The organism is Streptococcus sp. 2_1_36FAA (genome assembly GCF_000161955.2).
Classification (GTDB): Bacteria; Bacillota; Bacilli; order Lactobacillales; family Streptococcaceae; genus Streptococcus; species Streptococcus gordonii.
The window spans coordinates 298,575-323,423 of sequence record NZ_KI391973.1 but is presented as its reverse complement, the minus strand read 5'-3'; the positions used below and the strand labels follow the sequence as shown (position 1 = coordinate 323,423).

General features: G+C 43.7%; 29 protein-coding genes, 1 tRNA gene and 1 riboswitch. Of the genes, 3 read left to right on the top strand and 27 right to left on the bottom strand.

The annotated features are described in order from the left end of the window. Window positions 1–5 precede the first annotated feature (5 nt). Window positions 6–278: a tyrosine-type recombinase/integrase gene (locus tag HMPREF0847_RS11515; protein ID WP_316242236.1), complete on the top strand. Its 273-nt coding sequence runs from the start codon at window positions 6–8 to the stop codon at window positions 276–278. 40 nt (window positions 279–318) lie between these two features. Here HMPREF0847_RS11515 and HMPREF0847_RS01555 read toward each other — a convergent pair. From HMPREF0847_RS01555 to HMPREF0847_RS01510, 10 genes are all read right to left on the bottom strand, one after another. Further along, window positions 319–390, bottom strand: a tRNA-Arg gene (locus HMPREF0847_RS01555). 39 nt (window positions 391–429) lie between these two features. Then, on the bottom strand, window positions 430–777 hold the full coding sequence (gene rplS, locus HMPREF0847_RS01550; RefSeq protein ID WP_008809321.1) for a 50S ribosomal protein L19: 348 nt from the start codon (window positions 775–777) through the stop codon (window positions 430–432). A 115-nt stretch (window positions 778–892) separates the two neighbouring features. Next, window positions 893–1,219, bottom strand: coding sequence for a fluoride efflux transporter CrcB (gene crcB / locus HMPREF0847_RS01545; RefSeq protein WP_008809322.1), 327 nt, complete (start codon window positions 1,217–1,219; stop codon window positions 893–895). Further along, window positions 1,216–1,590, bottom strand: coding sequence for a fluoride efflux transporter CrcB (gene crcB / locus HMPREF0847_RS01540; RefSeq protein WP_008809323.1), 375 nt, complete (start codon window positions 1,588–1,590; stop codon window positions 1,216–1,218). Before crcB (HMPREF0847_RS01540) ends, crcB (HMPREF0847_RS01545) begins: the two co-directional genes overlap by 4 nt. Beyond that, window positions 1,587–1,853 (bottom strand): chorismate mutase, encoded by a 267-nt coding sequence (locus HMPREF0847_RS01535; RefSeq protein ID WP_008809324.1) that lies wholly within the window; start codon window positions 1,851–1,853, stop codon window positions 1,587–1,589. The genes crcB (HMPREF0847_RS01540) and HMPREF0847_RS01535 overlap by 4 nt, the downstream gene beginning before the upstream one ends. Before the next feature lie 460 nt (window positions 1,854–2,313). Then, complete coding sequence (sufB, locus tag HMPREF0847_RS01530; protein WP_008809325.1) at window positions 2,314–3,696, bottom strand: Fe-S cluster assembly protein SufB; 1,383 nt, start codon at window positions 3,694–3,696, stop codon at window positions 2,314–2,316. Between the two features lie 190 nt (window positions 3,697–3,886). Beyond that, a complete protein-coding gene (pulA, locus tag HMPREF0847_RS01525; protein WP_008809326.1) occupies window positions 3,887–6,184 on the bottom strand; it encodes a type I pullulanase in 2,298 nt (765 codons plus the stop codon). Between the two features lie 18 nt (window positions 6,185–6,202). Continuing rightward, window positions 6,203–7,159, bottom strand: a complete 957-nt coding sequence (locus HMPREF0847_RS01520) for a diacylglycerol kinase family lipid kinase (RefSeq protein WP_008809327.1) — start codon at window positions 7,157–7,159, stop codon at window positions 6,203–6,205. Between the two features lie 9 nt (window positions 7,160–7,168). After that, complete coding sequence (gene ligA / locus HMPREF0847_RS01515; protein ID WP_008809328.1) at window positions 7,169–9,127, bottom strand: NAD-dependent DNA ligase LigA; 1,959 nt, start codon at window positions 9,125–9,127, stop codon at window positions 7,169–7,171. A gap of 146 nt (window positions 9,128–9,273) precedes the next feature. Beyond that, window positions 9,274–9,783, bottom strand: a complete 510-nt coding sequence (locus HMPREF0847_RS01510) for a QueT transporter family protein (RefSeq protein ID WP_008809329.1) — start codon at window positions 9,781–9,783, stop codon at window positions 9,274–9,276. Continuing rightward, window positions 9,781–9,915, bottom strand: a riboswitch (PreQ1 riboswitch). Its footprint overlaps the gene before it by 3 nt. A gap of 28 nt (window positions 9,916–9,943) precedes the next feature. Between HMPREF0847_RS01510 and HMPREF0847_RS01505 the strand changes: the two genes are divergently transcribed. After that, the gene (locus HMPREF0847_RS01505; RefSeq protein ID WP_008809330.1) at window positions 9,944–10,381 is read left to right on the top strand and encodes a GtrA family protein; all 438 of its coding nucleotides are present in this window, start codon (window positions 9,944–9,946) and stop codon (window positions 10,379–10,381) included. A 33-nt stretch (window positions 10,382–10,414) separates the two neighbouring features. Continuing rightward, on the top strand, window positions 10,415–10,837 hold the full coding sequence (locus tag HMPREF0847_RS01500; protein ID WP_008809331.1) for a GNAT family N-acetyltransferase: 423 nt from the start codon (window positions 10,415–10,417) through the stop codon (window positions 10,835–10,837). A 95-nt stretch (window positions 10,838–10,932) separates the two neighbouring features. Here the strand turns inward: HMPREF0847_RS01500 and HMPREF0847_RS01495 are convergent, their stop codons facing one another. From HMPREF0847_RS01495 to HMPREF0847_RS01415, 17 genes are all read right to left on the bottom strand, one after another. Next, on the bottom strand, window positions 10,933–11,640 hold the full coding sequence (locus tag HMPREF0847_RS01495) for a B3/B4 domain-containing protein (protein ID WP_008809332.1): 708 nt from the start codon (window positions 11,638–11,640) through the stop codon (window positions 10,933–10,935). Window positions 11,641–11,657: 17 nt separating this feature from the next. Beyond that, window positions 11,658–12,107, bottom strand: a complete 450-nt coding sequence (locus HMPREF0847_RS01490) for a MarR family winged helix-turn-helix transcriptional regulator (RefSeq protein WP_008809333.1) — start codon at window positions 12,105–12,107, stop codon at window positions 11,658–11,660. Window positions 12,108–12,344: 237 nt separating this feature from the next. After that, complete coding sequence (locus tag HMPREF0847_RS01485; RefSeq protein WP_008809334.1) at window positions 12,345–13,238, bottom strand: YihY/virulence factor BrkB family protein; 894 nt, start codon at window positions 13,236–13,238, stop codon at window positions 12,345–12,347. A 148-nt stretch (window positions 13,239–13,386) separates the two neighbouring features. Then, complete coding sequence (locus HMPREF0847_RS01480; protein WP_008809335.1) at window positions 13,387–14,244, bottom strand: methionyl aminopeptidase; 858 nt, start codon at window positions 14,242–14,244, stop codon at window positions 13,387–13,389. Between the two features lie 21 nt (window positions 14,245–14,265). Further along, window positions 14,266–15,543 (bottom strand): CBS-HotDog domain-containing transcription factor SpxR, encoded by a 1,278-nt coding sequence (spxR, locus tag HMPREF0847_RS01475; protein WP_008809336.1) that lies wholly within the window; start codon window positions 15,541–15,543, stop codon window positions 14,266–14,268. Beyond that, the gene (locus tag HMPREF0847_RS01470) at window positions 15,536–16,087 is read right to left on the bottom strand and encodes a GNAT family N-acetyltransferase (RefSeq protein ID WP_008809337.1); all 552 of its coding nucleotides are present in this window, start codon (window positions 16,085–16,087) and stop codon (window positions 15,536–15,538) included. The genes spxR and HMPREF0847_RS01470 overlap by 8 nt, the downstream gene beginning before the upstream one ends. A gap of 47 nt (window positions 16,088–16,134) precedes the next feature. Next, entirely contained in the window at window positions 16,135–17,397 is a 1,263-nt protein-coding gene (locus HMPREF0847_RS01465; protein WP_008809338.1) for a UDP-N-acetylglucosamine 1-carboxyvinyltransferase, read from the bottom strand. Between the two features lie 212 nt (window positions 17,398–17,609). Next, complete coding sequence (locus HMPREF0847_RS01460) at window positions 17,610–18,359, bottom strand: PHP domain-containing protein (protein WP_008809339.1); 750 nt, start codon at window positions 18,357–18,359, stop codon at window positions 17,610–17,612. A gap of 33 nt (window positions 18,360–18,392) precedes the next feature. Then, window positions 18,393–18,707 carry a phosphoribosyl-ATP diphosphatase gene (hisE, locus tag HMPREF0847_RS01455; protein WP_008809340.1) on the bottom strand — a complete coding sequence of 105 codons (315 nt, stop codon included), beginning with the start codon at window positions 18,705–18,707 and terminating at the stop codon, window positions 18,393–18,395. A gap of 126 nt (window positions 18,708–18,833) precedes the next feature. Further along, on the bottom strand, window positions 18,834–19,178 hold the full coding sequence (gene hisI, locus HMPREF0847_RS01450; protein ID WP_008809341.1) for a phosphoribosyl-AMP cyclohydrolase: 345 nt from the start codon (window positions 19,176–19,178) through the stop codon (window positions 18,834–18,836). Then, entirely contained in the window at window positions 19,178–19,936 is a 759-nt protein-coding gene (gene hisF / locus HMPREF0847_RS01445) for an imidazole glycerol phosphate synthase subunit HisF (protein ID WP_008809342.1), read from the bottom strand. Before hisF ends, hisI begins: the two co-directional genes overlap by 1 nt. Window positions 19,937–19,938: 2 nt before the next feature. Next, entirely contained in the window at window positions 19,939–20,661 is a 723-nt protein-coding gene (hisA, locus tag HMPREF0847_RS01440) for a 1-(5-phosphoribosyl)-5-[(5-phosphoribosylamino)methylideneamino]imidazole-4-carboxamide isomerase (protein WP_008809343.1), read from the bottom strand. Next, window positions 20,639–21,262: an imidazole glycerol phosphate synthase subunit HisH gene (gene hisH / locus HMPREF0847_RS01435; protein WP_008809344.1), complete on the bottom strand. Its 624-nt coding sequence runs from the start codon at window positions 21,260–21,262 to the stop codon at window positions 20,639–20,641. The genes hisA and hisH overlap by 23 nt, the downstream gene beginning before the upstream one ends. 34 nt (window positions 21,263–21,296) lie before the next feature. Continuing rightward, on the bottom strand, window positions 21,297–21,881 hold the full coding sequence (gene hisB / locus HMPREF0847_RS01430) for an imidazoleglycerol-phosphate dehydratase HisB (protein ID WP_008809345.1): 585 nt from the start codon (window positions 21,879–21,881) through the stop codon (window positions 21,297–21,299). Window positions 21,882–21,892: 11 nt separating this feature from the next. Beyond that, window positions 21,893–23,185 carry a histidinol dehydrogenase gene (gene hisD, locus HMPREF0847_RS01425; RefSeq protein ID WP_008809346.1) on the bottom strand — a complete coding sequence of 431 codons (1,293 nt, stop codon included), beginning with the start codon at window positions 23,183–23,185 and terminating at the stop codon, window positions 21,893–21,895. Beyond that, on the bottom strand, window positions 23,182–23,826 hold the full coding sequence (hisG, locus tag HMPREF0847_RS01420) for an ATP phosphoribosyltransferase (protein ID WP_008809347.1): 645 nt from the start codon (window positions 23,824–23,826) through the stop codon (window positions 23,182–23,184). The genes hisD and hisG overlap by 4 nt, the downstream gene beginning before the upstream one ends. Continuing rightward, window positions 23,823–24,812 (bottom strand): ATP phosphoribosyltransferase regulatory subunit, encoded by a 990-nt coding sequence (locus HMPREF0847_RS01415; RefSeq protein ID WP_008809348.1) that lies wholly within the window; start codon window positions 24,810–24,812, stop codon window positions 23,823–23,825. Before HMPREF0847_RS01415 ends, hisG begins: the two co-directional genes overlap by 4 nt. Window positions 24,813–24,849 lie beyond the last annotated feature (37 nt).

Below are 24,849 nucleotides of genomic sequence, written 5' to 3'. Positions count from 1 at the left end.
ATCGCATTTTCTCAAAAATATCTAATAACGGAGTCAATAAGACTCTGAGAAACATTGTAGGCAGAGATGTTCATGCACATTCTCTCAGACACACATACGCTTCCTATCTCATTTCTAAGGAAGTAGACCTTATTTCCATTTCCAAAGTTTTAGGCCATGAAAATCTAACAATTACACTAGAAGTCTATGCACATCAACTAGAGCAACAAGAAGAAAAAAATCATAATCGAATAAGAAATATCTTCGAAACTTTTGGGGCGGATTTGGGGCAAATATAACAAAAACCCTTGTAAATCAAGGGTTTTGCTGTTTGTTTCATGTCCCCTGCCGGAATCGAACCAGCAACTACTCCTTAGGAGGGAGTTGTTATATCCATTGAACTAAGGGGACCTAGAGAAAAACTCTGCCATCTGACAGAGCTTTCTAAGATTAACGACGGATTTCTTTAATACGAGCCGCTTTACCTTGCAATGCACGAAGGTAGTACAATTTAGCGCGACGCACTTTACCGTAACGAACGACTTCAATCTTATCAACACGTGGAGTGTGGATTGGGAAAGTACGTTCAACACCTACACCGTTAGAGATTTTACGAACTGTGTAGTTTTCTGAGATGCCAGCACCTTTACGAGCGATAACGACACCTTCAAAGATCTGGATACGTTCGCGAGTTCCTTCGACAACTTTCGCGTGAACGCGGACAGTGTCACCAGGACGGAATGCAGGGATATCAGTACGAAGTTGACCTTCAGTCAAGCTTTGGATTAATGGATTCATTTTTTACTCCTATCTTACTAATCTTATGATTCATGACCAAAGCGGATTAGCCGTTTTTTTGTGCTCCATTTGCACAAAGAATATTATATCAAAATTCCGGTAAATGTAAAGATTTTTAGATAAAAATTCCTAAAATAATAGCTAAAAATCCTAAACAATAAGTCAATATCAGATAATGGATGAATTTCTTCTTATCAGAAAAAAAATCTACCAGCTCAGCATTGAAAGTTGATAATGTCGTCAAGCCTCCGCAAAAGCCAGTTACCAGGATAGTATAAAGTTGCTTATCTTGAACATGGTTATAGAAATACCCAATCAAAAAAGCTCCTAGTAAATTGGCCATCAAAGTCCCTACTGGCAAAACAGCTCTGCTATTGACCTTAGAAAGAAAATAACGGACGAGAGCCCCACCCCCGCAAGCTGTAAGCATAAGCCAAATCATAGAGCCACCTTCTTTCCAGCCCACAAGGCAATCCACAAACTACCGCCAATGCTCAAGACTAGATAGAGGATAAAGTCCGTGTATAGCCCTAGGTCCAGCAGTTTAATGGAGTCTAAAAGGAGACTTGAAAATGTAGTCAAGCCTCCACAAAAGCCTGTCGATATGGCCAGGATAAAACGTTTAGACACTTGCTTATTTGCTAGATAACCCTTTACCAAATAAACCAGGATAAAGGTCCCAAGATAGTTGACCAAGAGTGTGGCTAAGGGAAAATGTCCAGTGAAGGTGACGAAGGAAGAGATCAAGTAACGAAGCCAGCCACCAAGCATAGCAGCTAAGCAGATGGCAAGAGAATTTTTCACTTCCTTCATGCTTTTTTCTGTTCCTGATAAGCACGGGAGTTCTTCAAGATATCCTTAAAGGTAGCAAGAATCGTATCTTTGTAGGCTGGATTTTCAACATGATCAGCCACTCGACCCAAAATGACTTCTTCTCTCTTCGTGTCCAGCACTGCCTTACCTGTCTCCTGCTTGTAAGCAGCCACTTGGTTCACGAGTTTCATCCGTTTTTCCAGCAAGACTACGAGGTCATCGTCTATTTGATTGATTTTTTGTCTCAGTTCTTCTAGATTCATTCGTTACCTCCTTGTATTTTACCTATCATATCAAAATTCTGGATGATTTTCTAGTTTTCTTGGAAAGTGAGTCCAGTTTGACAGTATTTTCTAAGAAAAAGGACTCTTATAGAGCCCTCTTTTATCATCACAATGTGATTCTTATCTACAGATTTCAAGGTTGCCTTGGACCTTGGATTATCTGCAGCCTAAAACAGTTCCCCGAACCTTAGATTAAGGGGAACTCGCAAAGGCGAGTCCTTATCCGCAACCTAAAAATACCCGTTAGGTTTGTCTCAGGGTAAACCGACTAACGTCGGTTCTTATCTACGGATTAAAAAGCTCCACTGGACCTCATTAAAGGGAACTCGCAAAGGCGAGCCCCTATCTACAGATTAAAAAGGTTCCCCGAACCTTAGATTAAAGGGAACTCGCCAGGGCGAGTTTTTATCTGCAACCTAAAACAGTCTCCCAGACTGTTTTAGCCAACTGAGCCTTCCATGCTCATGTTGATGAGTTGGTTGAGTTCAACGGCGTATTCCATGGGGAGTTCTTTGGTGATGGGTTCCATAAAACCATTGATAATCATAGCTGTGGCTTCTTCTTCGCTGATACCGCGACTCATCAGATAGTAGAGCTGGTCCTCAGACACTTTGGAAACCTTGGCTTCATGTTCTAGGGCGACGTTGGAATTATGGATTTCATTAAAGGGAATGGTGTCGGAACTGGACTCACCATCCATGAGAATGGTATCGCACTCAATATGCGACTTGGAGCCAGCACTATTCTTACCAAAGCGAACCTGGCCACGATAGTCGGTCTTACCTCCATCCTTGGCCACTGATTTAGAAATCAAGGTACTGGAAGTCTTGGGTGCATTATGAAAGACCTTGCAGCCTGCATCCAAGTGCTGGCCATAGTTGGCAAAGGACATAGAGAGGACAGAAGTTCGTGCATTACGGCCGTTGAGAATACTGCAAGGATATTTCATGTTAACCTTGCTACCTAGATTGCCATCAATCCACTCCAAGGTACCACCTTCTTCGACAGTGCCCCGCTCCGTTACCAGATTATAGACATTATCCGACCAGTTTTGGATGGTCGTATAGCGGAAAAAAGCATCCTTTTTGACTATGATCTCAACAGTCGCAGCATGAAGACTATTGGTCGTATAGGTTGGTGCTGTACAACCCTCGATGTACTGAATGGAGCCACCCTCCTCGATAATCATGAGGGAGCGCTCAAACTGGCCTGCGTTTTCCCCATTGATACGAAAATAGGTCTGAACAGGAATTTGACAGTGTACATTTTTAGGAACATAGATAAAGGTTCCACCTGACCAGACTGCTCCATTCAAGGCTGCAAACTTATGTTCAGCATTTGACACGACTGTCCCAAAATATTGCTTGACTAGCTCTGGATACTCTTGAACCGCTGTATCCGTATCAGTGAAGATAATCCCTAGCTTTTCGAATTCTTCCTTCATATTGTGGTAAACCACCTCAGACTCGTACTGGGCAACAGCACCAGATAGGAATTGCTTTTCTGCTTCTGGGATTCCCAGACGATCAAAGGTCTTTTTTATTTCTTCAGGAACGTCATCCCAACTACGAGCTGGCTGTCCGCTTAGTTTCTGGTAATAGATGACATCTTCAAAGCGAATGCCTGACAAATCAGGGCCAAAATCTGGCATGGGCAATTTGTTAAATAGCTCTAAAGAGCGTAAGCGATAGTCTAGCATCCACTGGGGTTCCTTTTTGATGGCAGATATTTCACGAACAACTGCTTCTGTCAATCCTTTCCCAGTCGAATAAAGCGGTGCTATATCATCATGAAAACCGAAAGCATAATCACGTTGTGGCATAAAAGCCTCCTTTCTCCATACAGAAAGAATCACATGGGTTCCTACCCTTATTATACTCTTCTAGATTAGAATTGTCAGAAAATAAGAGACAATTATTCTATTTGATCTAGCAAAAAAAGCAGAAAGGATCTGATTGTTCCCATTCTGCTTCAATGATTTTATAAAGTAAGCTCATCCAAAATGAATCAACTCAAGCTAAGATCTCAAAAACGCTTGCGGTTAAGTTCTCAACTTCTGTCTTAATTTTTCTACGGTTATTGCTGACGACTAGTTTGAGCTGGTCCGCATTTTCCAAGCGATAAGGTGTGCCACTAGCATTAAAGACGACTAAATAATGCTTCTTGTCCTTGACTTCAAAAATGATAAGACCACTATTTGTCTGTGCATGACGAACATAGACATGTTGGTAAATTTCTTCATATGTTGAGTAAGAAAATTCTTTCATGGTCGTTTTTAGCTGGATAATCTTGCGAATAAAATTGACACTATCTTGATGTTTCGAAAGCAGATTCCAATCCACCTGGTTGACTTGGTCTGGCGCATTGTAGCTATTCATAGCTCTTTCTTTATCTGCTTGAGTCACCTGCCCATTTGGTCCAGTTCCCACCAACTTAGTTCGAGAAAACTCCTGTCCTAGCTCCATAAAGGCTAAGCCTTGCATAAGAATATTCATGGCTGTTGCCAGTTCAATCCGCTTGGTAAGCGTTTCTAGATCATCATGTGGATGGAATTCTTCTAGTAAGTCATGTAGATTATAATTATCATGAGCTTCGACATAATTGACGACCTGATTTGGCATGAGGTAGCTACCTAACTCACTACTTCCTAAAATAGCCTTGGCAATGATATTTTCCGTCCCTTGTCCACTGACAAATCCAGCTTTCAAGGTTCCAAACACCTCAGCACCTTTAATAGCATCTCGCTCATTGTCGTTGAAAAATCCAATGTCTAGAAGCTGATAGGCATTGTCTTTCTTGGCCTTATCTTGAGGCAGGAGGCCTGTCCCCATATCCCATCCTTCTCCGTAAGTCAGGATACGTGGGTCTACCTTGTCCAACTCATCTCGAATGATCTGCATGGTCTCTACATCGTGGATTCCCATCAAATCAAAACGGAAACCATCCACGTTATACTCTTTGACCCAATACAAAAGTGAATCAATCATATACTTACGGAACATTTCATGCTCGCTCGCGGTTTCACTCCCGACTCCGGTTCCATTCTGGAAAGAGCCATCTGGATTCATCCGATAGTAATAATCGGGAACACTGGCTTGAAAAGGAGAGTCAAAGGTAGAGTAACTGTGATTATAGACTACATCAAGAATCACTCCGATACCAGCATCATGATAGGCTTGAATCAAGGTTTTTAAATCACGAATAGCCTGAGCTGGATCAGATGGGTTACTAGAAAGGCTAGTTTCTGGGGCATTATAGTTCTGCGGATCGTATCCCCAGTTATAGGTTACCTGCCCATTTTCATCATAGTCTTTATGGCGGTCTGAAATGGGCTGGAGCTGGACATAATTCACACCCAAGTCACGAATATGATCAAAGGTTGTCGCTTGACCATTGCCATTTGTCGTACCTGTTTGACAAGCACCGAGGAAGGTTCCGCGGTAAGCTGGTGTGACACCTGAGCTTTCTGACTGGCTTAGGTCACGGATATGCATCTCATAGATAACTGCTTGACAGGCATTCTTCACGCGCCAGTGGGCTTCTTGCCCTTGCTTAACTTGAAAACCAAGTGGATTTCGTTCTTGGTCTGTCACGATAGCTGTTCGTTTACCATCAGGACTAGTAGCCTGACTATATGGATCCCGAGTCAAGTATTCTTCATGATCAAAGATCATGCGATATTGGTAGGCACGCTTGGCTAAATCTTCAGAAATGCTCCCTTGCCACACTCCAATTGTATTCTTTGTGTGGTCTGTTGAGAAATCTCGGCCTCTCTTTAGAGAAATAGTTTTCCAAATGCTGGCTTGGTTGCTGGCATCTTTATAGATGACCACTTCAACCGCTTTTGCTGTCGGTGCCCAAAGTTTAAACTCAGTCTTGTCAGCTTGGTAAAAGACACCTAAACTTCCCTGATAGCCCCAGTGACGGTCAAATTCCTTGGAAGAAACCGCCATATCAAAAGCGTGAGGATTTCTGTATTTGTAATAGTGGCTAGTGATTGCCGCCTGCCTAGAATAATAGACTTGATGGTCTCCCTCAAGAATCCAAACTTCTGTAACCAGGTGAGCCGGCAAGAGACGAATGGTATAATCAATGGTCTGGCTTGACCAGTCTGCTTTTTTTATAATCAAATGGACATAATCCAAGTTTGTCTCACTTTGGTAAGTAACAAGTCCACTTCGCCCAAAATAATCAAAATTAGAAAATGAAGCTTCCTTTCCAATTTGGTTTTCCTGCCACTGCCATATATTGTACGAAAGGTAATCATCAGTGGGGTTGTGGTAATGGACTAAGACCTGGTAGTCTGGCATTTTTATCTCCTAGGTTCATCATGATTTTTCTGAACAAAGAGCATCGTCGCTGATTTCATCGATATTGGCAAAAAATTCTAAGTGATTGTGGAAGACTTCTAATTCAACTGGAGTGTCTCCACCATATTCGCCATCAAGATTAAGCATAAATGGTTCTTTGCTGTCTAAAACTTCTAGTTTTAGTTTGCTTGTTTTTAAATATTCGACATTGACATCTGTCACGTGTTGGCCACCATTAATGGCCTGAATCATTAGGGCTAACATTTCAAACAGTTTGGCTGTTTTGACCAAAATCAAGGTAAAGTTGCCATCGTCTAATTTGGCATCAGGAGCGATTCGCTCAAAGCCTCCAATAGAATTGGTCAGTGCTGCAAACATGAGTGAAATCTTACCTTCAAAAACACCATGATCATGAGTAATACGCACCTTGCGGAATTTAGAACGTGGCAACATTTCAGCACCTTTGGCAACATAGGCAAAGTAGCCCAAGCGAGATTTGGCTTCACTTGGAACACGATAGGTCAGCTCACTCAAAGTACCAGCCGCTGCGATGTTAATGAAATATTTTTGCCCAAAGGCACGGCCGATATCCATTTTGATGGTCTGATTTTTAGCAATGATTCTTGCAGCTTCGACAGGTTTTCCCATAGGAATCTTCAGCGCACGCGCATAGTCATTGGTTGTACCTGTCGGGATGAAGGCCAAGCGGGGCCGATTTTCCAAGGGTGCAACTCCATTTACGACTTCATTGATGGTGCCGTCCCCTCCTGCTGCGATAATCAAATCAAAACCAGCTTTAGCAGCCCGCTCTGCTTCTTTTTGCGCAGAAAGAGGCTCTGGCGTCGTTTGATAAGCACTGGTTTCATAGCCTACGTCCTCTAAAACGTCCAGCACTTCCGCAATATTCTTTTTGATAATTTCCTGACCAGATGTCGGGTTATAAATGAGTCTTGCTCTTTTTATTACATCTTTCATACAGTGCCTCTATAACTGTTCAAGCCATGCTTCATCTTGGATTTCGATTCCCAATTCTTGGGCCTTGGCCAACTTGCTACCTGCATCCACTCCAGCAATAACCAAGTCCGTTTTCTTGGAAACACTGCCAGCAACATTGGCTCCTAAACGAAGAAGTTTTTCTTTAGCTTGTGTTCGTGTTAATGTTTCTAATTTTCCTGTTAAAACAACTGTTTTACCCGATAGGACTGCATCTGCAGCCACTTTTTCACCAAGGTAGGCCAAGTTAACTCCAGCTTCTTCTAGCTCCTTCAGCAGGATCTGGGTTCCCTCTTGGGCAAAATAGCTGTGCAGGCTTTTAGCAATCACCATGCCAAGACTATCAATGCTGGCAATCTCTTCTTGCTCTGCCTGAGCAAGGCTTGGAATATCATGGAATTTCTCCAGTAAAATCCGACTAGCCTTACTACCAACATGGCGAATACCTAAGCCAAACAAGAGTTTTTCGGCTGAGTTTGACTTAGAAGCCTGAATAGCATTATATAACTTATTAGCTGATTTTTCCTTAAAGTTCTCTAACTGGAGTAAATCCTCGATGCTTAAGCGGTAAATGCCTGCCACATCTCGAACTAAATCCTTGGCAAAGAGCTTTTCAACCACTGCCGGTCCCAGGCCACTAATATTCATAGCATCACGACTAGCGAAGTGAGCCAAGCCTTCCATGATTTGGGCAGGACAGAGTGGATTGATACATCGCAAGGCAACCTCATCTTCAAAGTGGAGCAAATCGCTCTGGCAACTCGGACACTGGCTTGGTACATCCAAGTGTTCATCTGAAACACGCTTGCTTTCTACCACACGCAAGACGGCTGGAATGATATCTCCAGCTTTATAGACAATAACTGTATCATCTTTGCGAATGTCCTTTTCCCTGATGTAATCAACATTGTGTAGAGTCGCACGGCTAACAGTTGTCCCTGCCAACTGAACTGGTGTTAGATTAGCCGTAGGTGTTACTACTCCGGTCCGACCCACTGTCCAGTCTACAGATAAAAGCTGGGCCTCCTTTTCCTCAGCTGGAAACTTATAAGCGATGGCCCACTTAGGCGCCTTAACAGTAAAACCAAGTTCTTCTTGCGCAGCCAAATGATTGACCTTGATAACGATTCCGTCGATTTCATATGGAAGCTTGTCCCGTTCCTGACCAACCTTTTCGATAAAGTCCCAGACTTGGTCTATAGTGCTAGCCAGTACCCGTTTTTCATTAACAGAAAAGCCAAGTTGACTTAGTTTTTCAAGGACATCTTCCTGAGTCGCTTCAGATGTTGGGCTGGCTTCCTGATAGAGAAATGTTGCTAGGTTGCGCTTGGCTACAACTGATGTATCCAGCTGACGCAAGGTCCCTGCTGCTGCATTTCTTGGATTGGCAAATTCTGCTTCTCCATTTTCCTGCCGAAGCTGGTTTACCGCATCAAAAGATGCCTTTGGCATATAGCATTCCCCACGTACTGTAATAGTCAAGGGCTCTGGTAAAGTCAAAGGAATATCCTTGACACGCTTGAGATTCTCCGTAATGTTCTCACCAATGGATCCGTCACCACGAGTCGCTCCTGCTACCAAAATACCATTTTCATATGCCAGTGAAATAGATAAACCATCAATTTTTAACTCGCATAAATAAGATACTTCAGGAAATTCTTTTCTTACTCGTTCATCAAAGGCAACTAATTCTGCACGTGAAAAAGCATCCTGCAAACTATAGAGAGGATACTGGTGTTGGTATTTTTCAAAACCATCTAAAACTTTTCCACCCACTCGGTGAGTTGGGCTTTCTGGTAAAATCTCGTTTGGATATTGCTCTTCCAATGAAACCAGTTCCCTGTATAGCTGATCATACTCACTATCTGACACACTTGGCGCATCTTTTGTATAATATTCATGAGCATAACGATTGAGCAGGGAAACTAACTCAGACATTCTATCTTTCATACTCTTATTTTATCATAAATATCTCTATTCGCCCTATTTTTTCCCTTAAAAAGCGAAGAAAAAGGCCTATCAATCAAAGTTTCTCTTAGCCTTAACGGCAACAAAAAAGGCCTCAGATTTCACAAACCTAATAAGCCTTTTCGTTTTTATTGGGTTAGGTCAACGCGTTTACTGATTTTATCAATCAAGATAGCTCCGACAAGTAGAGATGCACATTCTCCAATAGCTGTTGTAAACCATGTAAGTAAGAATGGTGCCCCAGTAACAATATTCAATTCAATAGCAATTGTCACCATTGAAATCGAAAAGAAAATTGAGAATAAAAAGAAGTCTTTTCGAAGCCAACCGTTGAGCAGATAGCCCGGCTTAACTTTGCTGAATAGGACAACCCCAAGAGTTAGAAAAACTAAAGTTGAACCCCCTCCGACAAAAACATCTAAGATACCAAAGCTAAAGAAATTGGAAATCATACAACCGATTGTTACACCAATAATGTATTTACGATTGTAAAAGGCCATAAAGTTCATCATTTCAGAAATTCTAAACTGATAAGCGCCAAAGCTAATCACATTGAAGGGTGGTATGATTGTAAGAGCAATGTAAATAGCTGCTACAATAGCAATTTGCACCATATCACGGGCAGTTAATTTTTTCATCAAATTCTCCTTTAGCGGTTTTACCGCGTGTAATATGCTTGGCGAAAGAAGCTAAGCGCCAAGGGTTGCTAGGAATAAGAAGAGAGACAAGCCTTTCCCTTACAAACTCGGCAACTAAACTAGTATAGCATAAATATTTGAAATATGATAGACTATCTTTATGAAATCCTTAATTAAAAAATTCTTTGACAACGAGATCCTATCCTATCTCTTTTTTGGTGTAGCAACAACAATCGTTTCTGTTGCCAGCCGGATGATTTGTTATGAATTAACTAGCAATGAAATCTTGGCAACCGTCATTGGTGATGTTCTCGGTATTCTCTTTGCCTTTGCGACCAATGACACCATCGTTTTTAAGCAAAAAAGAAATGGCTGGCCTGCTAGATTAGTCAAGTTTTTCACAGCTCGATTGGCTACGATGGGTCTAAATTTACTCTTGACCTTTATCTTTGTGACTAGCTTCCCGCAGATTATCGGCCAGTTTGTTAATCATAATATCAAAATGGTCAACACTATTGAAACCTTTATCGCTCAGGTGCTTATTATCGTTCTAAACTACGTTTTCAGCAAACTCTTTGTCTTTGAGAATAAGAACTAAAAAAATTCACAAATAAGCTCCATGGAGGCAAAAATGAACTTTAAATTTGAAAATGGTAACTCAGCTAAAAGAGAAGAACTGAGAAACTTACTCAGAACCTATAACCGCTCAAAAAGAGAACCGTCAGAAAGCCAAGCTCTGGACATTTATTTAGAGGATGATGAAGGAAACCTCATAGCTGGCTTGACCGGAGAAACTTTTGGAAATTGGTTTGAAATCGAATATCTATTTGTCAAAGAAGACCTTCGTGGGCAAGGTATTGGATCAAAAATTTTGGATCAGGCGGAAAAAGAGGCTCGAGTCAGAAACTGTACCTATTCATTCGTCAATACCTATCAGTTTCAGGCACCTGATTTTTATAAAAAACATGGTTATCAAGAAGTATTTACCCTGAAAGAATATCCTTATAGCGGGAAAAGGTACTATTTTACGAAAGACTTAGGATCTGAGGACTAATGAGAAGGGGGGATTCTGGCAACTATTTATAAAAAAAGGATCCACCCTACATAAATTAATCTGGACCAGATAATTCTGATCCAGATTTTTTGTTTTTAAATTTCCAGATTGGGATGTTCAGCAGTCAGATGGGTGATTTCACCTTTGATGCCAAAATAGTCCTCAATCAAGGTCTGGAGTTCTGACATCGCTGCTCGAGCACGCACTGCTTGCTCTTTATTGATGGCCTCAATGACCAAGATAGCATCCTTGGTCTCCTCTGTTAGCATGGTACGCTTCGCTTCTCGCCAGTTAAGGCAACGGCAGACAGCTCCCTCTTCATCGTAGTAGATGATTTCTTCTGGCAGTGCCGGCGCGTCACTCTCAGCGCCCAATGGGAAAAATGCTTCCCCACCCTTTGCTTTTCCTAGATGAAGACCTCCGACAATCTTATCCAAATCCTCACCGCCACAAGGAACTGCATAAGACAGCGAGACACTATTATAGATATCGACCAAAGGATTGATTGGCTGGAACTCTCGCCCCTGACTGATCCGCTTAAGCAGAGCCTCGATAGAGGATCGTGCTCCTTTCTTGGTCTTGAATTTGCTGAAGGCCTGCCGCCACTCTTGAATGACTTCATTTTGAGTGAAGTTCTCATCTAAGATAAAGTCCTCAGCTCGTTTCGCTCCCTTATCCAGCAGGGATTTGAAATATGGATCCTTACTTTCATCCACTCGATTATCCAGTCCTTTGACTACTAAAACACTAATCTGAGCTTCTGGAAATACTTGCCAAAATTCATGTTCAACTGTAACTTTCATGATGCACCTCTTTAATCTTAATAGTTTCTTTTTTGTCCTTTTTTGACTGCTTCCCAGTCACCTGTGATGTTTTCACGCACTCGTACCAGCATTTTCTCCAAAGCTTGAACTTCCGCCTGAGAAAAGCCCTGCAGGGATGTCTCTTCAGAATAGTTATTCTCCGCTAGGATAAAAGGATAAAGTTTTTCTCCTTTTTCCGTCACAAACCATTCCTTGTTCTTCTTGTTTTCCTTGGCTGCCTTCTGCTGGACCAAGCCCTTGGCCTCTAGCTTCTTAACAGAACGGGCAACCGTTGAGCGATCCACCTTGAGCAGCTCCGATAGCTCCTCTTGGATAATTCCTGGATTCTCCGCGATTCTTACCAAATAAAGATATTGCCCCCGCGCCAGCTCTATGTCACGGAACTCAATATTAGCAATGGAATCCAAAGCTCGGGCGATAATCCCAATTTCCCGCAATACTGACATATCCCCTCCTTTAAACTTTTATTTGAATCTATTATACCACTTTTTATTGCAAATGCAATAAAAAAGACTAAAAAAGAAAAGAGGAAAATTCCTCTTTAAGAAATCTATACCAAACCTTTATAGGTAAGGTATCTTCTTATTCTTATTAAGATTAGTAATGATGCTAGAGAAAAATGCGGAATTCAATTCTTGACAGTAGCTAATATGTTCTTGAGTATCCTTTAGGTTGCCATTTAGCTAGTTCTTCTTTTTAAAGGAAAAACTTCCTATTCTATCTAGTTGAAACTCGGATTCAGAGCAACTTTGGATACTCGCATTGAGAATAGCACCGATAATCAATATTTTAGAAACAATGATAAACCATAACATAATGATGATGACAACTACTGATCCGAAAAAACGGACATTAATAAAGTGGTGCATGTACGCTTCTAAATAGGCACTAAATAAATTTAGTAGGCCAAAGAGAATTCCCACTACAAAGATGGTCCCTGGCAAAACATAACGAAGTTTGTTTATCTTAACATTAGGCAAAAGATAATAGAGGGCAACTAAGGTTAGAAAGAGAACTAGGAAAACAAGTCCCTCAGTTATGGTCGTGATTTGTCTATAGAAAGAGACATCTAAATCAAAAACATTGTAAACCACAGTTAGGATACTTCGACCAAAAACAGATAGAATCATGGAAAGGATCAAGAGAATCTGTAAACCGATACTCACCACAAAACTAAACAGGCGGTTTCGAAGCAGGCCATGCCCTTTTGTAACACCATAAGCCTTATTAAAGGCCTTTTGCAAAAATGAGATACATTTGGAAAAAGCCCAGAGAGCTGACAAGATGGAGAAACCTAGTAAACCAGAAGATGGCTGACCAAAAACTGCTCTCACAGCTTTAGCCACCATGGGGTAAAGCGAATCTGGTAGTATTTCGTTTAACAAATTCAAGAGGGCGTCCGTTTGAACTTGAAAATAGGGTAAAATATTGGCTAAAACCAGCAATAAAGGAAGGGCCGAAATCAAAAAATAGTAGGCAACAGCTATACTGGTCATGCCTATCTCAGACTTATCATAAAATCCTATAAAAGCCCGTAAAAACTGCTGTTGTTTTAGTTTTTCGACTATTTTTTTCATGAGCTTCCTTTCTAAAACTAGGGCAAAGGCCCATCATTTATTTCTTTTTTATTTTCTAATAGCAAGAAGTCTTTTTTGCTACGGTTCTCAGTCTCTATCGGACAAAGTTAAGAGGCTAGGAACGCCTTATCCCAACCTCCTATGTTTTTTAATAAGTTCCTTCTTCACCCTGACTGGTCAAAATCACTGGTCCATCTTTTGTAATCACAAACTGATGTTCGTATTGGCAAGACAAACCACCGTCAAGAGTCTTATGGGCCCAGCCAGTCTTAAAATCAGTGTCAATTTCCCAAGTACCGGTATTGATCATTGGTTCAATGGTTAATACCATTCCTTCTCTTAAGCGCAAGCCACGTCCTGCACGACCATAGTGGGGAACCATTGGTTCCTCGTGCATAGTTGGACCAACTCCGTGGCCAACCAAATCTCGCACAACGCCATAACCGTGGCTCTCAGCATATTCTTGAATCGCTGCACCAATATCGCCAATTCTATTACCAACCTGTGCTGCTTCAATTCCTCGGTAAAGACATTCTTTGGTCACATCCATGAGTTGCTGAGCTTCTGGACTGACTTTCCCAACTGCATAAGCCCAGCAAGAATCCGCAACACCGCCACGAAAACTTTCTGTGTATTTTTTTACCTCTGAGACCTTATTAAAATCCAGTTTTGAAACATCTAATTCAGCCTTATCAACCAATCCGACAACCATATCTACACAGATGATGTCACCTTCTACCAGCTTTTGATGACGGGGAAAAGCATGAGCTACTTCATCATTTAGAGAGCAGCAAGTAGCATATGGATAGTCCATGATGCTGCCTTCTACACCAATCTGCAAGGGCAAAGCATTTGCTTCTTTACAGCGTTTGCGGACGTATTCTTCAATATCCCACATATCGATCCCTGGCTTAATCAAGTCTCTCAAACCTCGATGAATAGAAGCGAGAAACTCCCCACTTTTTGCCATTAAATCAATTTCGCGTTGCGATTTTATTGTAATCATTCTTAGATTTTATTCCTCTTCTTAGTTTATTTTCACTGTCATAGTTGCCTTAGCTACTAATTGATGGTCTAAATAGACATCGTAATCTATAATTGCTGAACGTCTTGTTTCATGCACCACACGGGACGTCAAAGTCAAGTAGTCATCCAATTGAACAGCCTGTAAAAAGTATATCATCATCTGTTCAATAATTAAACTTCGTCCATTAGAAGCTACCAGCTGATGAGTTGCAGTATTTAAGATTTCTGTTAGAACTCCATGCGATAAAACCCCATTATTTTCCAGCATAAAAGGCTCTACTGTAAAGGAGAAACCATTAGCGTTCTGGACTAACTTCTGAGCAATCTGGTCGCTGAAGGTTGGCAGACTCGATACCTGCTCCCGACTCATTTTTTCCAAAATATCCCGCCGAGTAATGACTCCTAGCAAGGTTTGATTGCTTCGTATAACAGGAATCATCTCAAAATCTTCTGCAATCATCCTTTGACTAATATTGGCAATATTCGTCTTCAAGCCTGTCATAAAAGGATTTTTTGTCATGATTTTATCAAGATTTGTATGGGGCGATTTATCTCCAGCGTCACGCATTGTCACTACTCCAACTACCATTTGATGTTGGTTAATGACCGGAAAGCGACTGAAACGATTTTTACGCACCAGCTCCAAATAATCACGAACTGTATCCGTTTCCCTTAAAAAGCCATATTCATGACTAGAACGATAGACCTGTTCAACTGTTAAAATATCTGTTTTTATTTGAATATTGGAAAGCGCACGATTAATGATTGTCGCTACTGTATAGGTATCATGCTGGGTCCGCATGACCGGGATTCCCATCTGATCTGCAAGAGTTAAAATATCCTCTTCAACTCGAAATCCCCCTGTAACCAAGACAGCATTTTCATTCTTTAGAGCTAAGCGTTGAATTTCTGTTCGATCCCCAACAATCAAGAGACCTCCTTCAGTCAGATAACGCATAATATTTTGCTCTGTCATGGCCCCAATGGAGAACTTACTGAATTCCTTATCTAAACCAGCCTGTCCAGCTAATACTTCTGAGCGAGTAATTTCAGCGATTTCATGATAGGTCAGATGCTCTAGAACAACTTTTTTAGATTTCACTCGAACAGTACCGCTACGAGGACGAGTCTCAACCAAGCCTCTGTTTTCAGCTTCCTTGATCGCTCGGTAGGCCGTTCCATCACTGACTCCTAGATAGTTCGAAATACTACGAACACTGACTCTTTTACCAATAGGAAGTTTCTCCAAATAAGCGATAATTTCCTGGTGTTTACTCATAAAAATCACCTCTTTCATAGCGAAATTCGATATAGTCTCTCATCTTGCGTGTATAGCGGTCACTTCCTTTAAATTGTCGACACATTTTAAAACCCGCCTTTTGAGCAACACGCTGACTAGCTAGATTTTCCTGATGAGTGACAATGCTTAGCCTTTTTAGGTCAAATTCGCCAAAAGACAGAAAGAGAATCTCTTTGACACACTCGGTCATTAGTCCTCTTCCCCAATAATCCTTTTTTAAAAAATAGCCCAGTTCAGCTTCTTGCTTAATTTCATCTAACTTCTCAAACTTGATAGAACCGATCATTTGCTGGCTTTCTTTATCACAGATTGCCCAAACACCAAGAGGATTCTTCATAAAAAAGTTAGCCACTACATACTGGCTCTCCTGTAGACTGGATTGACTTGGAAAGATAAACTCCAGATTCTGTGGATTAGAGGCTATGGCATAGAAATCTTCTGCATCCTGGTAGGAGAAGGGTCTTAGTAGCAGGCGGTCCGTTTCAATAAAAGCAAATTCAGCTAGTTTTGTCCAAATATTCATAAGCTACCTTTAGACAATACTTTCGTATATATCCTATTCTTGTATCCTTACGCTTCTTCTACCAACTCAATATCGGCACCCAAATTTTTCAGCTTCTCAATAATATTAGAATAGCCACGAAGGATAAACTCAATATTGGTAATCTCTGTCCGGCCTTTAGCCATCAAACCAGCAATAACCAATGCCGCTCCCGCACGTAAGTCAGTAGCTTTTACAGCAGCACCATGTAGCTGATTTGGTCCTTCATAGATAATTTGATGACTGGTTGATGAGATTTTGGCTGTCATTTTAGCAAGCTCAGGCACATGATTAATTCTCTTCTCATAAATCGTATCCATTATCATGCCCCGTCCTTTGGCTTTCAACAAAAGTGGAGTGATTGGCTGCTGTAAGTCAGTGGCAAACCCTGGATATGGAGCAGTTTTAATATTGATAGCTCTGAGTTCTCTTTGCTCTTCAACATAAATGCTGTCTTCTGAGACAGTCATTCTAACACCCATTTCTTCTAGCTTAGCGATAAAACCTTCCAAGTGCTCATACAAGACATTATTAATCTGAACCCCTTGGCCGACTGCTGCTGCCAGTGAAATGTAAGTCCCTGCTTCGATTCGATCTGGAATAACCTGATGACGAGTGCCGTGAAGCTTATCTACACCTTCGATTGTGATAATATCTGTACCAGCACCACGAATATGGGCACCCATATTATTCAAAAGAGTAGCAACATCAATAATTTCAGGTTCACGGGCTGCATTTTCAATAACCGTCCGACCAGATGCTCGAACAGCAGCTAACATAGTATTAATCGTCGCACCAACACTCACTGTATCCATGTAAATGCTTGCTCCCCGCATGCGTCCAGTCTCGGCTTCCAGATGCATGGCATTGCCTTCTTGAGTCATCTGAGCTCCCATAGCTTCGAAAGCTTTCAAATGAAGGTCAATCGGACGCGGTCCAAGGTCACATCCGCCTGGAAGACCTACTGTTGCTTTTCCAAAACGCCCTAAAAGACTTCCGTAGAAATAATAGGAAGCGCGGAGGCTATTGATTTTACCATAAGGCATCGCCATACTTTGAACCTGACGTGGATCAATCTCAAGACTGTCTCCATCCCGCTTCACACTAGCTCCCATGGTTACCATGATATCAATCAAGCTATCAACGTCTGAAATAGCTGGCACTCCATCTAAAGTCACAATGCCATCTGCCAAAATAATAGCTGGAATTAAAGCTACAACACTATTTTTTGCACCACTAATCATAACCTCACCTTTTAAAGGACGGCCACCATTTATCACTATTTTTCTCATTTTATTTCTCTCTCAAGCTTTTTCATACATAGAATTCCTATCTATTATATCACAGATACCTGTTTTTGCCTATTCTTTTCGTAAGACAGAGATTTTAAAAAGAGAGAAGACTCTTTCTTCTCTCTTGAATAACAGTTAGGTAAACAGGCACTTTTTAGAATGACCTATTTCATATTTTGTTTCTTTATCAGCATAGGCAGGTCTAACAGATGTCAGATGAGCTCATCTTCCCCAATTTCAAAGGCTTCCAAGATTTTCTGGATCTGATCAAAACCCAGTCTAAAATGCTCCAGCTTGTGGCCGTCTGATCCCACTGAAAAGCGCTGACCGCCCAGCTCCTTAACTAGAGAGAGAGCATAGATATAGAGTTCCTCGTGACCATAGAGATACATGGACTTGCAGTTAAGCTCAAAGGCCAGATCGTGGTCAATCATCTTTTGAAAAAGCTGTCGCAACTCTGGTTCAAAAGTTTTTAACTCATCTACGGTAAGCGCAAATTTGCGGAAACCGTAGTCAAAGTGAGCAAGTACATCTGCTGGCACAGCCTCAATAGCCTCTTCTAACTCTTTCAGGTATCTGGGAATTAACTTCAGCTTATCCAACTGCAGGACCGGATCTTCCAGATAGTCAAAACTGCCATTGTGGTGAACAGATAGGAGCTTGAGATCATAATCCTTGTCCGCTAGGAAAGCTAGGATATCGTCTTTGCGCGGAGCGTAATAGCCAATTTCAATGCCCTTTTTGATGCGGTTGCCATATTGCTGGTTCAGCTCTGCTATTTTTGCTGAATAGGCCGCATAGTCAGGCACATCATCGTGGGGCGAGGCCGCTTCATAGGGGTAGGGATTGGACAAATCATAGTGCTCGGTGGTGACAATCTCGCCCTCATAATGGTCCAGATAGTCACAGAAATCCGCCTCAGAATCATAGGAAAAATAGGTATGAAGATGGTTGTCGCGCATGCTGGACCGCCTTTCTGCAAATCGTATATCCGTTTAGTATTGATCAATTTTAGGTCGATCATGAATCCGGCTCTGCTTGCCCTGACGGGCCTGGAGGACGGTCTCTACCTCTTCCAGACTGACGCCAGTCTCGACGAGAGCAACCGCCAGATGGTAGAGCAGATCAGCTGTCTCATTGGCCATCTCGTCCTTGTTAGCATTTTTAGCCGCAATGACCACTTCAGTCGCTTCTTCACCGACTTTTTTGAGAATCTTGTCCAGCCCCTTGTCATAGAGATAGCTGGTATAGGAGCCTTCCTTGGGCTCTTTTTTGCGTTTGAGGGCTTCTTGATAGAGAGTTTCTAGCATAGTATCTCCTTGTTACTGTCCTTATTTTACTATAAAATACAATTCTTTCCAATGGCAGGCTGGTTTCTTGATACTGACTTCTTAGTTTTATATTTGCATTAACCAAGTACTAAAACAAGAGAGCTTTTAGTCAGTTTTGCTGTCTTTTTCATCCCAGATTGGATGGAAAAAGCAGGATTTAGCACCGGTGTGGCAGGCTGCTCCCAGCTGGTCTACCTCGATCAGCAGGGTATCGAGGTCGCAGTCAGCCGTGATTTTTTTGACGGTTTGGTAGTGGCCACTGGTGGCTCCCTTATGCCAAAGCTCCTGACGCGATCGGCTCCAGTACCACATCTGACCACTAGTGCGGGTAAGCTGGTAGGCTTCTTCATTGAGATAGGCCAGCATGAGGACTTCTTTGCTGGTGTAATCTAGGATAATGGCAGGTATGAGACCGCCTTGCTTTTGAAAATCTAACTTTACTTCTGTCATCAGATGCGAACCTCCAATCCAGCTGCCTGCATGGCTTTTTTGGTCTCTGTGATGGAGACCTGACCATAATGGAAAATTGAAGCTGCCAAAGCACCCGTCGCTGCAGTCCTTTCAAAAACTTCTAGGATATGCTGGCTACTGCCAGCACCACCAGAGGCGATGATGGGAACGGAAACCACTTGGGAAACAGCTTCCAGCATTGGCAAGTCAAAACCAGACTTGGTCCCGTCCTTGTCCATACTGGTCAGAAGAATTTCCCCCGCTCCAAGACTGACAGCTTCTTGAACCCAGTCTAACAGGTCGCGACCGCTGTCCTTACGGCCACCAGCCAGATAGACATGCCAGCTACCATCCGCTTCTTTCTTAGCATCCACGGCCAGCACCACGCATTGACTGCCGAATTTCTCAGCGCAGTCAGCTAAAAGCTGAGGATTTGCCAGTGCTGATGAATTAACCGCAACCTTATCCGCCCCAGCCTGCAGCATCCGCTTCATGTCCTCAACCGTGCGAATGCCTCCACCAACGGTAAAGGGAATGAAAACCTGCTCCGCCACGCGCCGGACCATCTCGACCGTCGTGTCCCGCTCCTCATGAGTGGCTGTAATGTCCAGAAAGACCAACTCATCGCAGCCAGCTTCATAGTAGGCCTTGGCTGCATCGACTGGATCTCCTACATCAGTCAGATTGACAAAGTTGATACCCTTGACCACCCGGCCGTCCTTGACATCCAGACAGGGAATGATTCGTTTTTTCAGCATGGCTAGCCCCTTTCTGCTTCCTTGATCTGCTCTAGGCTAATTCGTCCACTGTAATAGGCCTTGCCCACAATAGCACCAGCCAAACCCAGCTTTTTCAGTTCTTCTAAGTCATACGCTGACTGGATGCCGCCTGAGGCAATGACTTGAGCTTGCTTGAGAGTTGCCAACAATTTTTGATAATGCTGGATATTGGGGCCAGTGAGAGTACCGTCTCGGTCTACATCCGTATAGACAAAGAGGCGGACGCCAATTTTTTCCATAGCTTGCGCCAGGCTGATATAGTCTTGACTGCTGGTTTCCAGCCAACCCTCGGTCGCAACCAGCCCCTCTTTCGCATCAATGCCAATTACGATTTTGCTGCTTCCAAAGCTCTCCAGCGCAGCCTCAACAAATTCAGGATTCTTAACAGCCATAGAGCCAATAATGACACGGTCAATGCCAACCGCCAGGTAATCTTCAATCTGCTCCAGACTGCGGATGCCACCCCCGACTTGGATAGCTAGGCCAGTCTCCGCTTTAATCTGGGCAATCAGATCTCGATTGGCCGCCCGACCTTCTAAGGCTCCGTCCAAGTCAACCACATGAATCATAGTAACCCCGGCTTCTTTGAAAACTCGAGCTTGCTCCAAAACATCGGGATTTACCACCGTCTTCTGACTAAAATCCCCTTTAAAAAGGCGGACGGCCTGGCCGTCTTTGATATCAATAGCGGGCAGTATTTTCATAGACATACTCCTTAAACTTCTCTAGGATACCGAGGCCAACAGCACCGGACTTTTCTGGGTGAAACTGGCAGCCAAATACAGAGCCTCGGTGGATCATAGCAGGGATAGGCAGCCCATAATCAGACGTCACATCCAAGTACTCCTCCGGAACATCTGTATAGTAGCTATGGACGAAATAGACTGACTGACCCTCAAGACCATCTGTCAAGACAGACGACTGACGGATTTGTAAGTCATTCCAGCCCATGTGAGGCACAGGCAGACCAGCCTGATCCGGAATCCGACGGCAAACACCGGGAATCAAACCCAGTCCAGAGCTTTGACCATTCTCCAATCCAGACTCCAGCAGAAGCTGCATGCCTAAGCAAATGCCCAAGAGAGGCTTGCCATCGGCCACAGCCTGCTGGATAACTGACACCAGCCCTCGTCTTTTCAACTCCTGCATAGCAGTAGGAAAAGCACCGACTCCTGGTAAAATCAATCCATCTGCGTCCAAAATTTCCTGCGGGTCAGCTGACAGGCGCGCTTCTACTCCGACCTGAGCTAGAGCACGGAGAACATTGGTAGTATTTCCCGCGTCATAATCAATAACAATCATCATCTCTACATCAACTCCTTTCACTCAGAAGGGCAAGCTAGAGCAAGCCCTTGGTGGAGTTGACTCCATGTATCTCTGGATTTATGGTAATAGCCTCCCGCAGAGCTCGGCCAGTCGCTTTAAAGAGGCTTTCCGCCTTGTGGTGGCTGTTCTTGCCATGAAGGATTTTCAGGTGCAGGTTCATCTGCAGATTAAAGGCTAGGGCTTGGAAAAATTCCTCTACTAGCTCGGTGTCAAAATTCCCAAGCTTGGGATTGTCAAAATCAGCCTCAAAGACTAGATAAGACCGACCGGATAAATCCAGACTGGCCATGCCTAGGGTTTCGTCCATAGGCACAAAGCTAGTGCCGTAGCGGTTGATACCTGCCTTGTCTCCCAAAGCCTGACGCAGAGCCTGTCCTAATACGATACCCACATCCTCGACTGTATGATGGCTGTCCACCCAAAGGTCGCCTTCAGCCTTGACCGTCAGAGAAATTCGACTGTGGCGGGCAAAAAGGGTCAACATGTGGTCAAAGAATCCGACACCAGTCTCGATAGCTACCGGCTCCTGTTGGTCGAGATTGACAGTCAGTTCAATATCGGTCTCCTGTGTTTTACGCTTGATTTCAGCTTGTCTCATGGCAACTCCTTTTATTTTTCCTGTCTGCGAGCTTCAATGGCCTTGGCATGTCCCTGCAGGCCTTCTGCATAGGCCAGACTAGTAATATCCTTGTCAGCTGCCCCTACAGCAGCACGGCTGTACTGGGTGTATTGGATGCGCTTGATAAAGTCATAAACTCCCAGCGCTGATGAAAAACGGCTGGTGCTGGTTGTCGGCAAAACGTGATTGGCTCCCGCATAGTAGTCACCGATTGGCTCGCTAGTATAATGCCCCAGAAAGACAGAGCCAGCATTTTCAACCTGGTCCAGATAGCTGTAGGCATCATCCATGGCAATTTCCAAATGCTCAGGTGCCACCTGATTCATAAGCTCAAACATAGCTTCCTTGGAAGGCGCAAGGATGATGCGGCCGTTGTTCTCAATCGAAGCACGCGCGATTTCCTCTCGCGGTAGCTCTTTCAACTGTCTGTCCAGCTCTGCTTCAACTTGGTCCGCCAACTCCTCTGAGTCGGTCACCAGAATAGCCCGAGCCAGCTTGTCATGCTCAGCTTGCGACAGGAGGTCAGCTGCCACATAGACTGGACTGGCTGAACGATCCGCAATGACTCCAATCTCCGAAGGACCGGCAATCATGTCAATTCCCACGACACCATAGACCATCTTCTTGGCTGTAGCCACAAAGATATTGCCTGGCCCCGTTATCTTATCTACCTTGGGAATGCTCTCAGTACCGTAGGCTAAAGCTGCTACACCTTGGGCTCCGCCAATTTGGAAAATCCGATCCACACCAGCCAGCTTGGCAGCGACCAAAATCGCTGGGGTAAAATGCTCCTGGGGCGGTGTAATCATGATAATTTCTTTGACACCAGCAATCTTGGCTGGGATAACATTCATGAGGACGGAGGATGGATAGGCTGCGGTACCACCAGGTACATAGGTACCGACCCGCTCAATCGGCCGAATCAACTGGCCACGGATAACGCCCTCGCTGGGACTGTCCTCAAAACCAGTCTCCAACTGCTGGCGGTGGTAGGATTCGATATTGGCTTGGGCATTTTTCAGGGCGGTCAGGACCTCTGGATCAATCTCCTCAAAGGCCTGGTCTATCAGCTCCTGCCCAATTTCAAAGTCTGTCACCTCAACCTTGTCAAAGAGCTTGGTATAGTCTCTTAAAGCTTGGTCACCGTCTTGTTTGACCCTTTCAATAATCTCAGCCACTGCTTCTTCCACATCTAAGTTCTGTTGACTAAGCTGCAGTTGCTCTTCGTATAAAATCCGTGAAATTTCTTCGTTACTTCCGCTTAAACGCTTGATGATTGTCATTTAAAAGCCACCTCTCTTCTTCCTACTAGGGATTCAATCTTTGCCACAAAAGGCATGATATCCGGGTTATTTTTCAGGGAAGCCTGATTAGCAATGAGCCGGGCTGACACCCGACAAATGTCTTCAAAAACCAGCAGGCCGTTAGCTGACAGGGTATGCCCTGTCTCTACAATATCAACAATGGCATCCGCCAGACCCAACACAGGTGAAATCTCCACACTACCTTGGATGGAGATGATTTCCACATCTTCCCCTTTTTGATTAAAATAATCAGTCGCTACCGTTGGGTACTTGGTCGCAATCCGCTTGCGCTTGTGATCATGAGGGTCATAGCTGGGCACCGAGGCCAGTGAGAATTTACAAAGCCCAAAGTTCAGATCCAGTAGCTCCAAATAGCCAGTCGGATGCTCAAAGAGAATGTCCTTTCCGACAATGCCCAGATCAGCAACTCCGTGGCGCACATAGGTCGTCACGTCAGGCCCCTTGACCAAAAGAAAGCGAAAACGACTGTCTGGACTTTCAAAAATCAAACTGCGCCCCTTGTCTGCCATGAAGGACATATCAAAGCCAGCCTGAGTCAAGAGCTTGACTGTATCTTCTTCAATCCGCCCCTTGGTCAGGGCAATGGTAATCTGACTCATCTGCTGTCACCTTCCTTTCCGCCCTCGTCCGGCAGGTCATCATGAATAGCCTGATAGACACTATCAATATCCAGAGACCAGCCGATAGCTGTCAGTTCTGCTGCCCCGAAGCGCTTGAAAAGCTGATCATAGCGACCACCAGATAGAAAAGCATCTGGTACTCGGTCGCCAAAAACCTTGAAGGTCAGGCCAGTATAGTAAGGCATGGATGCTACCTGCCCCAAGTCCATGGTTGTCTGATCCAGCAAGCCTGAAAGACTCTGCAAAACTTGCTCCACATCATCTAGAGCAGTCAATATCCGCTCATTATCAACTATCTCTCTGGCCCTAGCTAAAACCTGTTGGCTAGGACCAAACAGATAGGGCAGCTCCTGTAAAAAATCATCAAACTCACTCGATCTAGTCCGGGTAAATTCAAAGAGTCCCGTCCTGTTTTTCTTGCGAATATAATCTAGCAGCTGGGCCTCCTCCTTCGAATCCAAGGCCAAACTCTCTAGAATTGTCTGCAGGATTGCCGCATGGGAAAACTCGAACTGATAAGACTTAACCTGCGCCAAATCCAGCGACTGCTTGGCTGTCTTGATCGCCTCAAGCACCGCCTCGCGAGCTGGATAACCGATAATCTCAATACCAGCTTGACTGAGCTCGTTGGCAAGACCGCGCAGCTCTTCTTGATAGTGAAAGACCTTGCCCGAATAGGAAAACTTGGTCGGCGTATGCACCCTTGTCGAAGCAATAACCCGACCAATCTGGCTGGTCACATCAGGCCGCAGCACCAATAGCTCGCCTTTTTTATCGAAAAGATGATAATGATGGGGCTCTACATGGTCACTGAAGACCTCAAAATGCTCCAAAGTCGGCGTGTCAATCCGATTGAAGCCCTGAGCCATCAGGAAATCACTGATGTCCCGTTCAATCTCGTAGGTCACACGCGCCCTTTTGAAAAGCTTGTCGTGCATGCCAATCGGAAGGGTGATTTTATTCATAGACTGCTTTCCTTTCTTGCTCTATTCTTACACTGGC

Bases quoted from the DNA above. Each gene is read 5' to 3' on its own strand.
- rplS (WP_008809321.1), bottom strand. From the start codon at position 777: ATGAATCCATTAATCCAAAGCTTGACTGAAGGTCAACTTCGTACTGAT.
- crcB (WP_008809322.1), bottom strand. From the start codon at position 1,219: ATGATTTGGCTTATGCTTACAGCTTGCGGGGGTGGGGCTCTCGTCCGT.
- crcB (WP_008809323.1), bottom strand. From the start codon at position 1,590: ATGAAGGAAGTGAAAAATTCTCTTGCCATCTGCTTAGCTGCTATGCTT.
- HMPREF0847_RS01535 (WP_008809324.1), bottom strand. From the start codon at position 1,853: ATGAATCTAGAAGAACTGAGACAAAAAATCAATCAAATAGACGATGAC.
- sufB (WP_008809325.1), bottom strand. From the start codon at position 3,696: ATGCCACAACGTGATTATGCTTTCGGTTTTCATGATGATATAGCACCG.
- pulA (WP_008809326.1), bottom strand. From the start codon at position 6,184: ATGCCAGACTACCAGGTCTTAGTCCATTACCACAACCCCACTGATGAT.
- HMPREF0847_RS01520 (WP_008809327.1), bottom strand. From the start codon at position 7,159: ATGAAAGATGTAATAAAAAGAGCAAGACTCATTTATAACCCGACATCT.
- ligA (WP_008809328.1), bottom strand. From the start codon at position 9,127: ATGAAAGATAGAATGTCTGAGTTAGTTTCCCTGCTCAATCGTTATGCT.
- HMPREF0847_RS01510 (WP_008809329.1), bottom strand. From the start codon at position 9,783: ATGAAAAAATTAACTGCCCGTGATATGGTGCAAATTGCTATTGTAGCA.
- HMPREF0847_RS01505 (WP_008809330.1), top strand. From the start codon at position 9,944: ATGAAATCCTTAATTAAAAAATTCTTTGACAACGAGATCCTATCCTAT.
- HMPREF0847_RS01500 (WP_008809331.1), top strand. From the start codon at position 10,415: ATGAACTTTAAATTTGAAAATGGTAACTCAGCTAAAAGAGAAGAACTG.
- HMPREF0847_RS01495 (WP_008809332.1), bottom strand. From the start codon at position 11,640: ATGAAAGTTACAGTTGAACATGAATTTTGGCAAGTATTTCCAGAAGCT.
- HMPREF0847_RS01490 (WP_008809333.1), bottom strand. From the start codon at position 12,107: ATGTCAGTATTGCGGGAAATTGGGATTATCGCCCGAGCTTTGGATTCC.
- HMPREF0847_RS01485 (WP_008809334.1), bottom strand. From the start codon at position 13,238: ATGAAAAAAATAGTCGAAAAACTAAAACAACAGCAGTTTTTACGGGCT.
- HMPREF0847_RS01480 (WP_008809335.1), bottom strand. From the start codon at position 14,244: ATGATTACAATAAAATCGCAACGCGAAATTGATTTAATGGCAAAAAGT.
- spxR (WP_008809336.1), bottom strand. From the start codon at position 15,543: ATGAGTAAACACCAGGAAATTATCGCTTATTTGGAGAAACTTCCTATT.
- HMPREF0847_RS01470 (WP_008809337.1), bottom strand. From the start codon at position 16,087: ATGAATATTTGGACAAAACTAGCTGAATTTGCTTTTATTGAAACGGAC.
- HMPREF0847_RS01465 (WP_008809338.1), bottom strand. From the start codon at position 17,397: ATGAGAAAAATAGTGATAAATGGTGGCCGTCCTTTAAAAGGTGAGGTT.
- HMPREF0847_RS01460 (WP_008809339.1), bottom strand. From the start codon at position 18,359: ATGCGCGACAACCATCTTCATACCTATTTTTCCTATGATTCTGAGGCG.
- hisE (WP_008809340.1), bottom strand. From the start codon at position 18,707: ATGCTAGAAACTCTCTATCAAGAAGCCCTCAAACGCAAAAAAGAGCCC.
- hisI (WP_008809341.1), bottom strand. From the start codon at position 19,178: ATGACAGAAGTAAAGTTAGATTTTCAAAAGCAAGGCGGTCTCATACCT.
- hisF (WP_008809342.1), bottom strand. From the start codon at position 19,936: ATGCTGAAAAAACGAATCATTCCCTGTCTGGATGTCAAGGACGGCCGG.
- hisA (WP_008809343.1), bottom strand. From the start codon at position 20,661: ATGAAAATACTGCCCGCTATTGATATCAAAGACGGCCAGGCCGTCCGC.
- hisH (WP_008809344.1), bottom strand. From the start codon at position 21,262: ATGATGATTGTTATTGATTATGACGCGGGAAATACTACCAATGTTCTC.
- hisB (WP_008809345.1), bottom strand. From the start codon at position 21,881: ATGAGACAAGCTGAAATCAAGCGTAAAACACAGGAGACCGATATTGAA.
- hisD (WP_008809346.1), bottom strand. From the start codon at position 23,185: ATGACAATCATCAAGCGTTTAAGCGGAAGTAACGAAGAAATTTCACGG.
- hisG (WP_008809347.1), bottom strand. From the start codon at position 23,826: ATGAGTCAGATTACCATTGCCCTGACCAAGGGGCGGATTGAAGAAGAT.
- HMPREF0847_RS01415 (WP_008809348.1), bottom strand. From the start codon at position 24,812: ATGAATAAAATCACCCTTCCGATTGGCATGCACGACAAGCTTTTCAAA.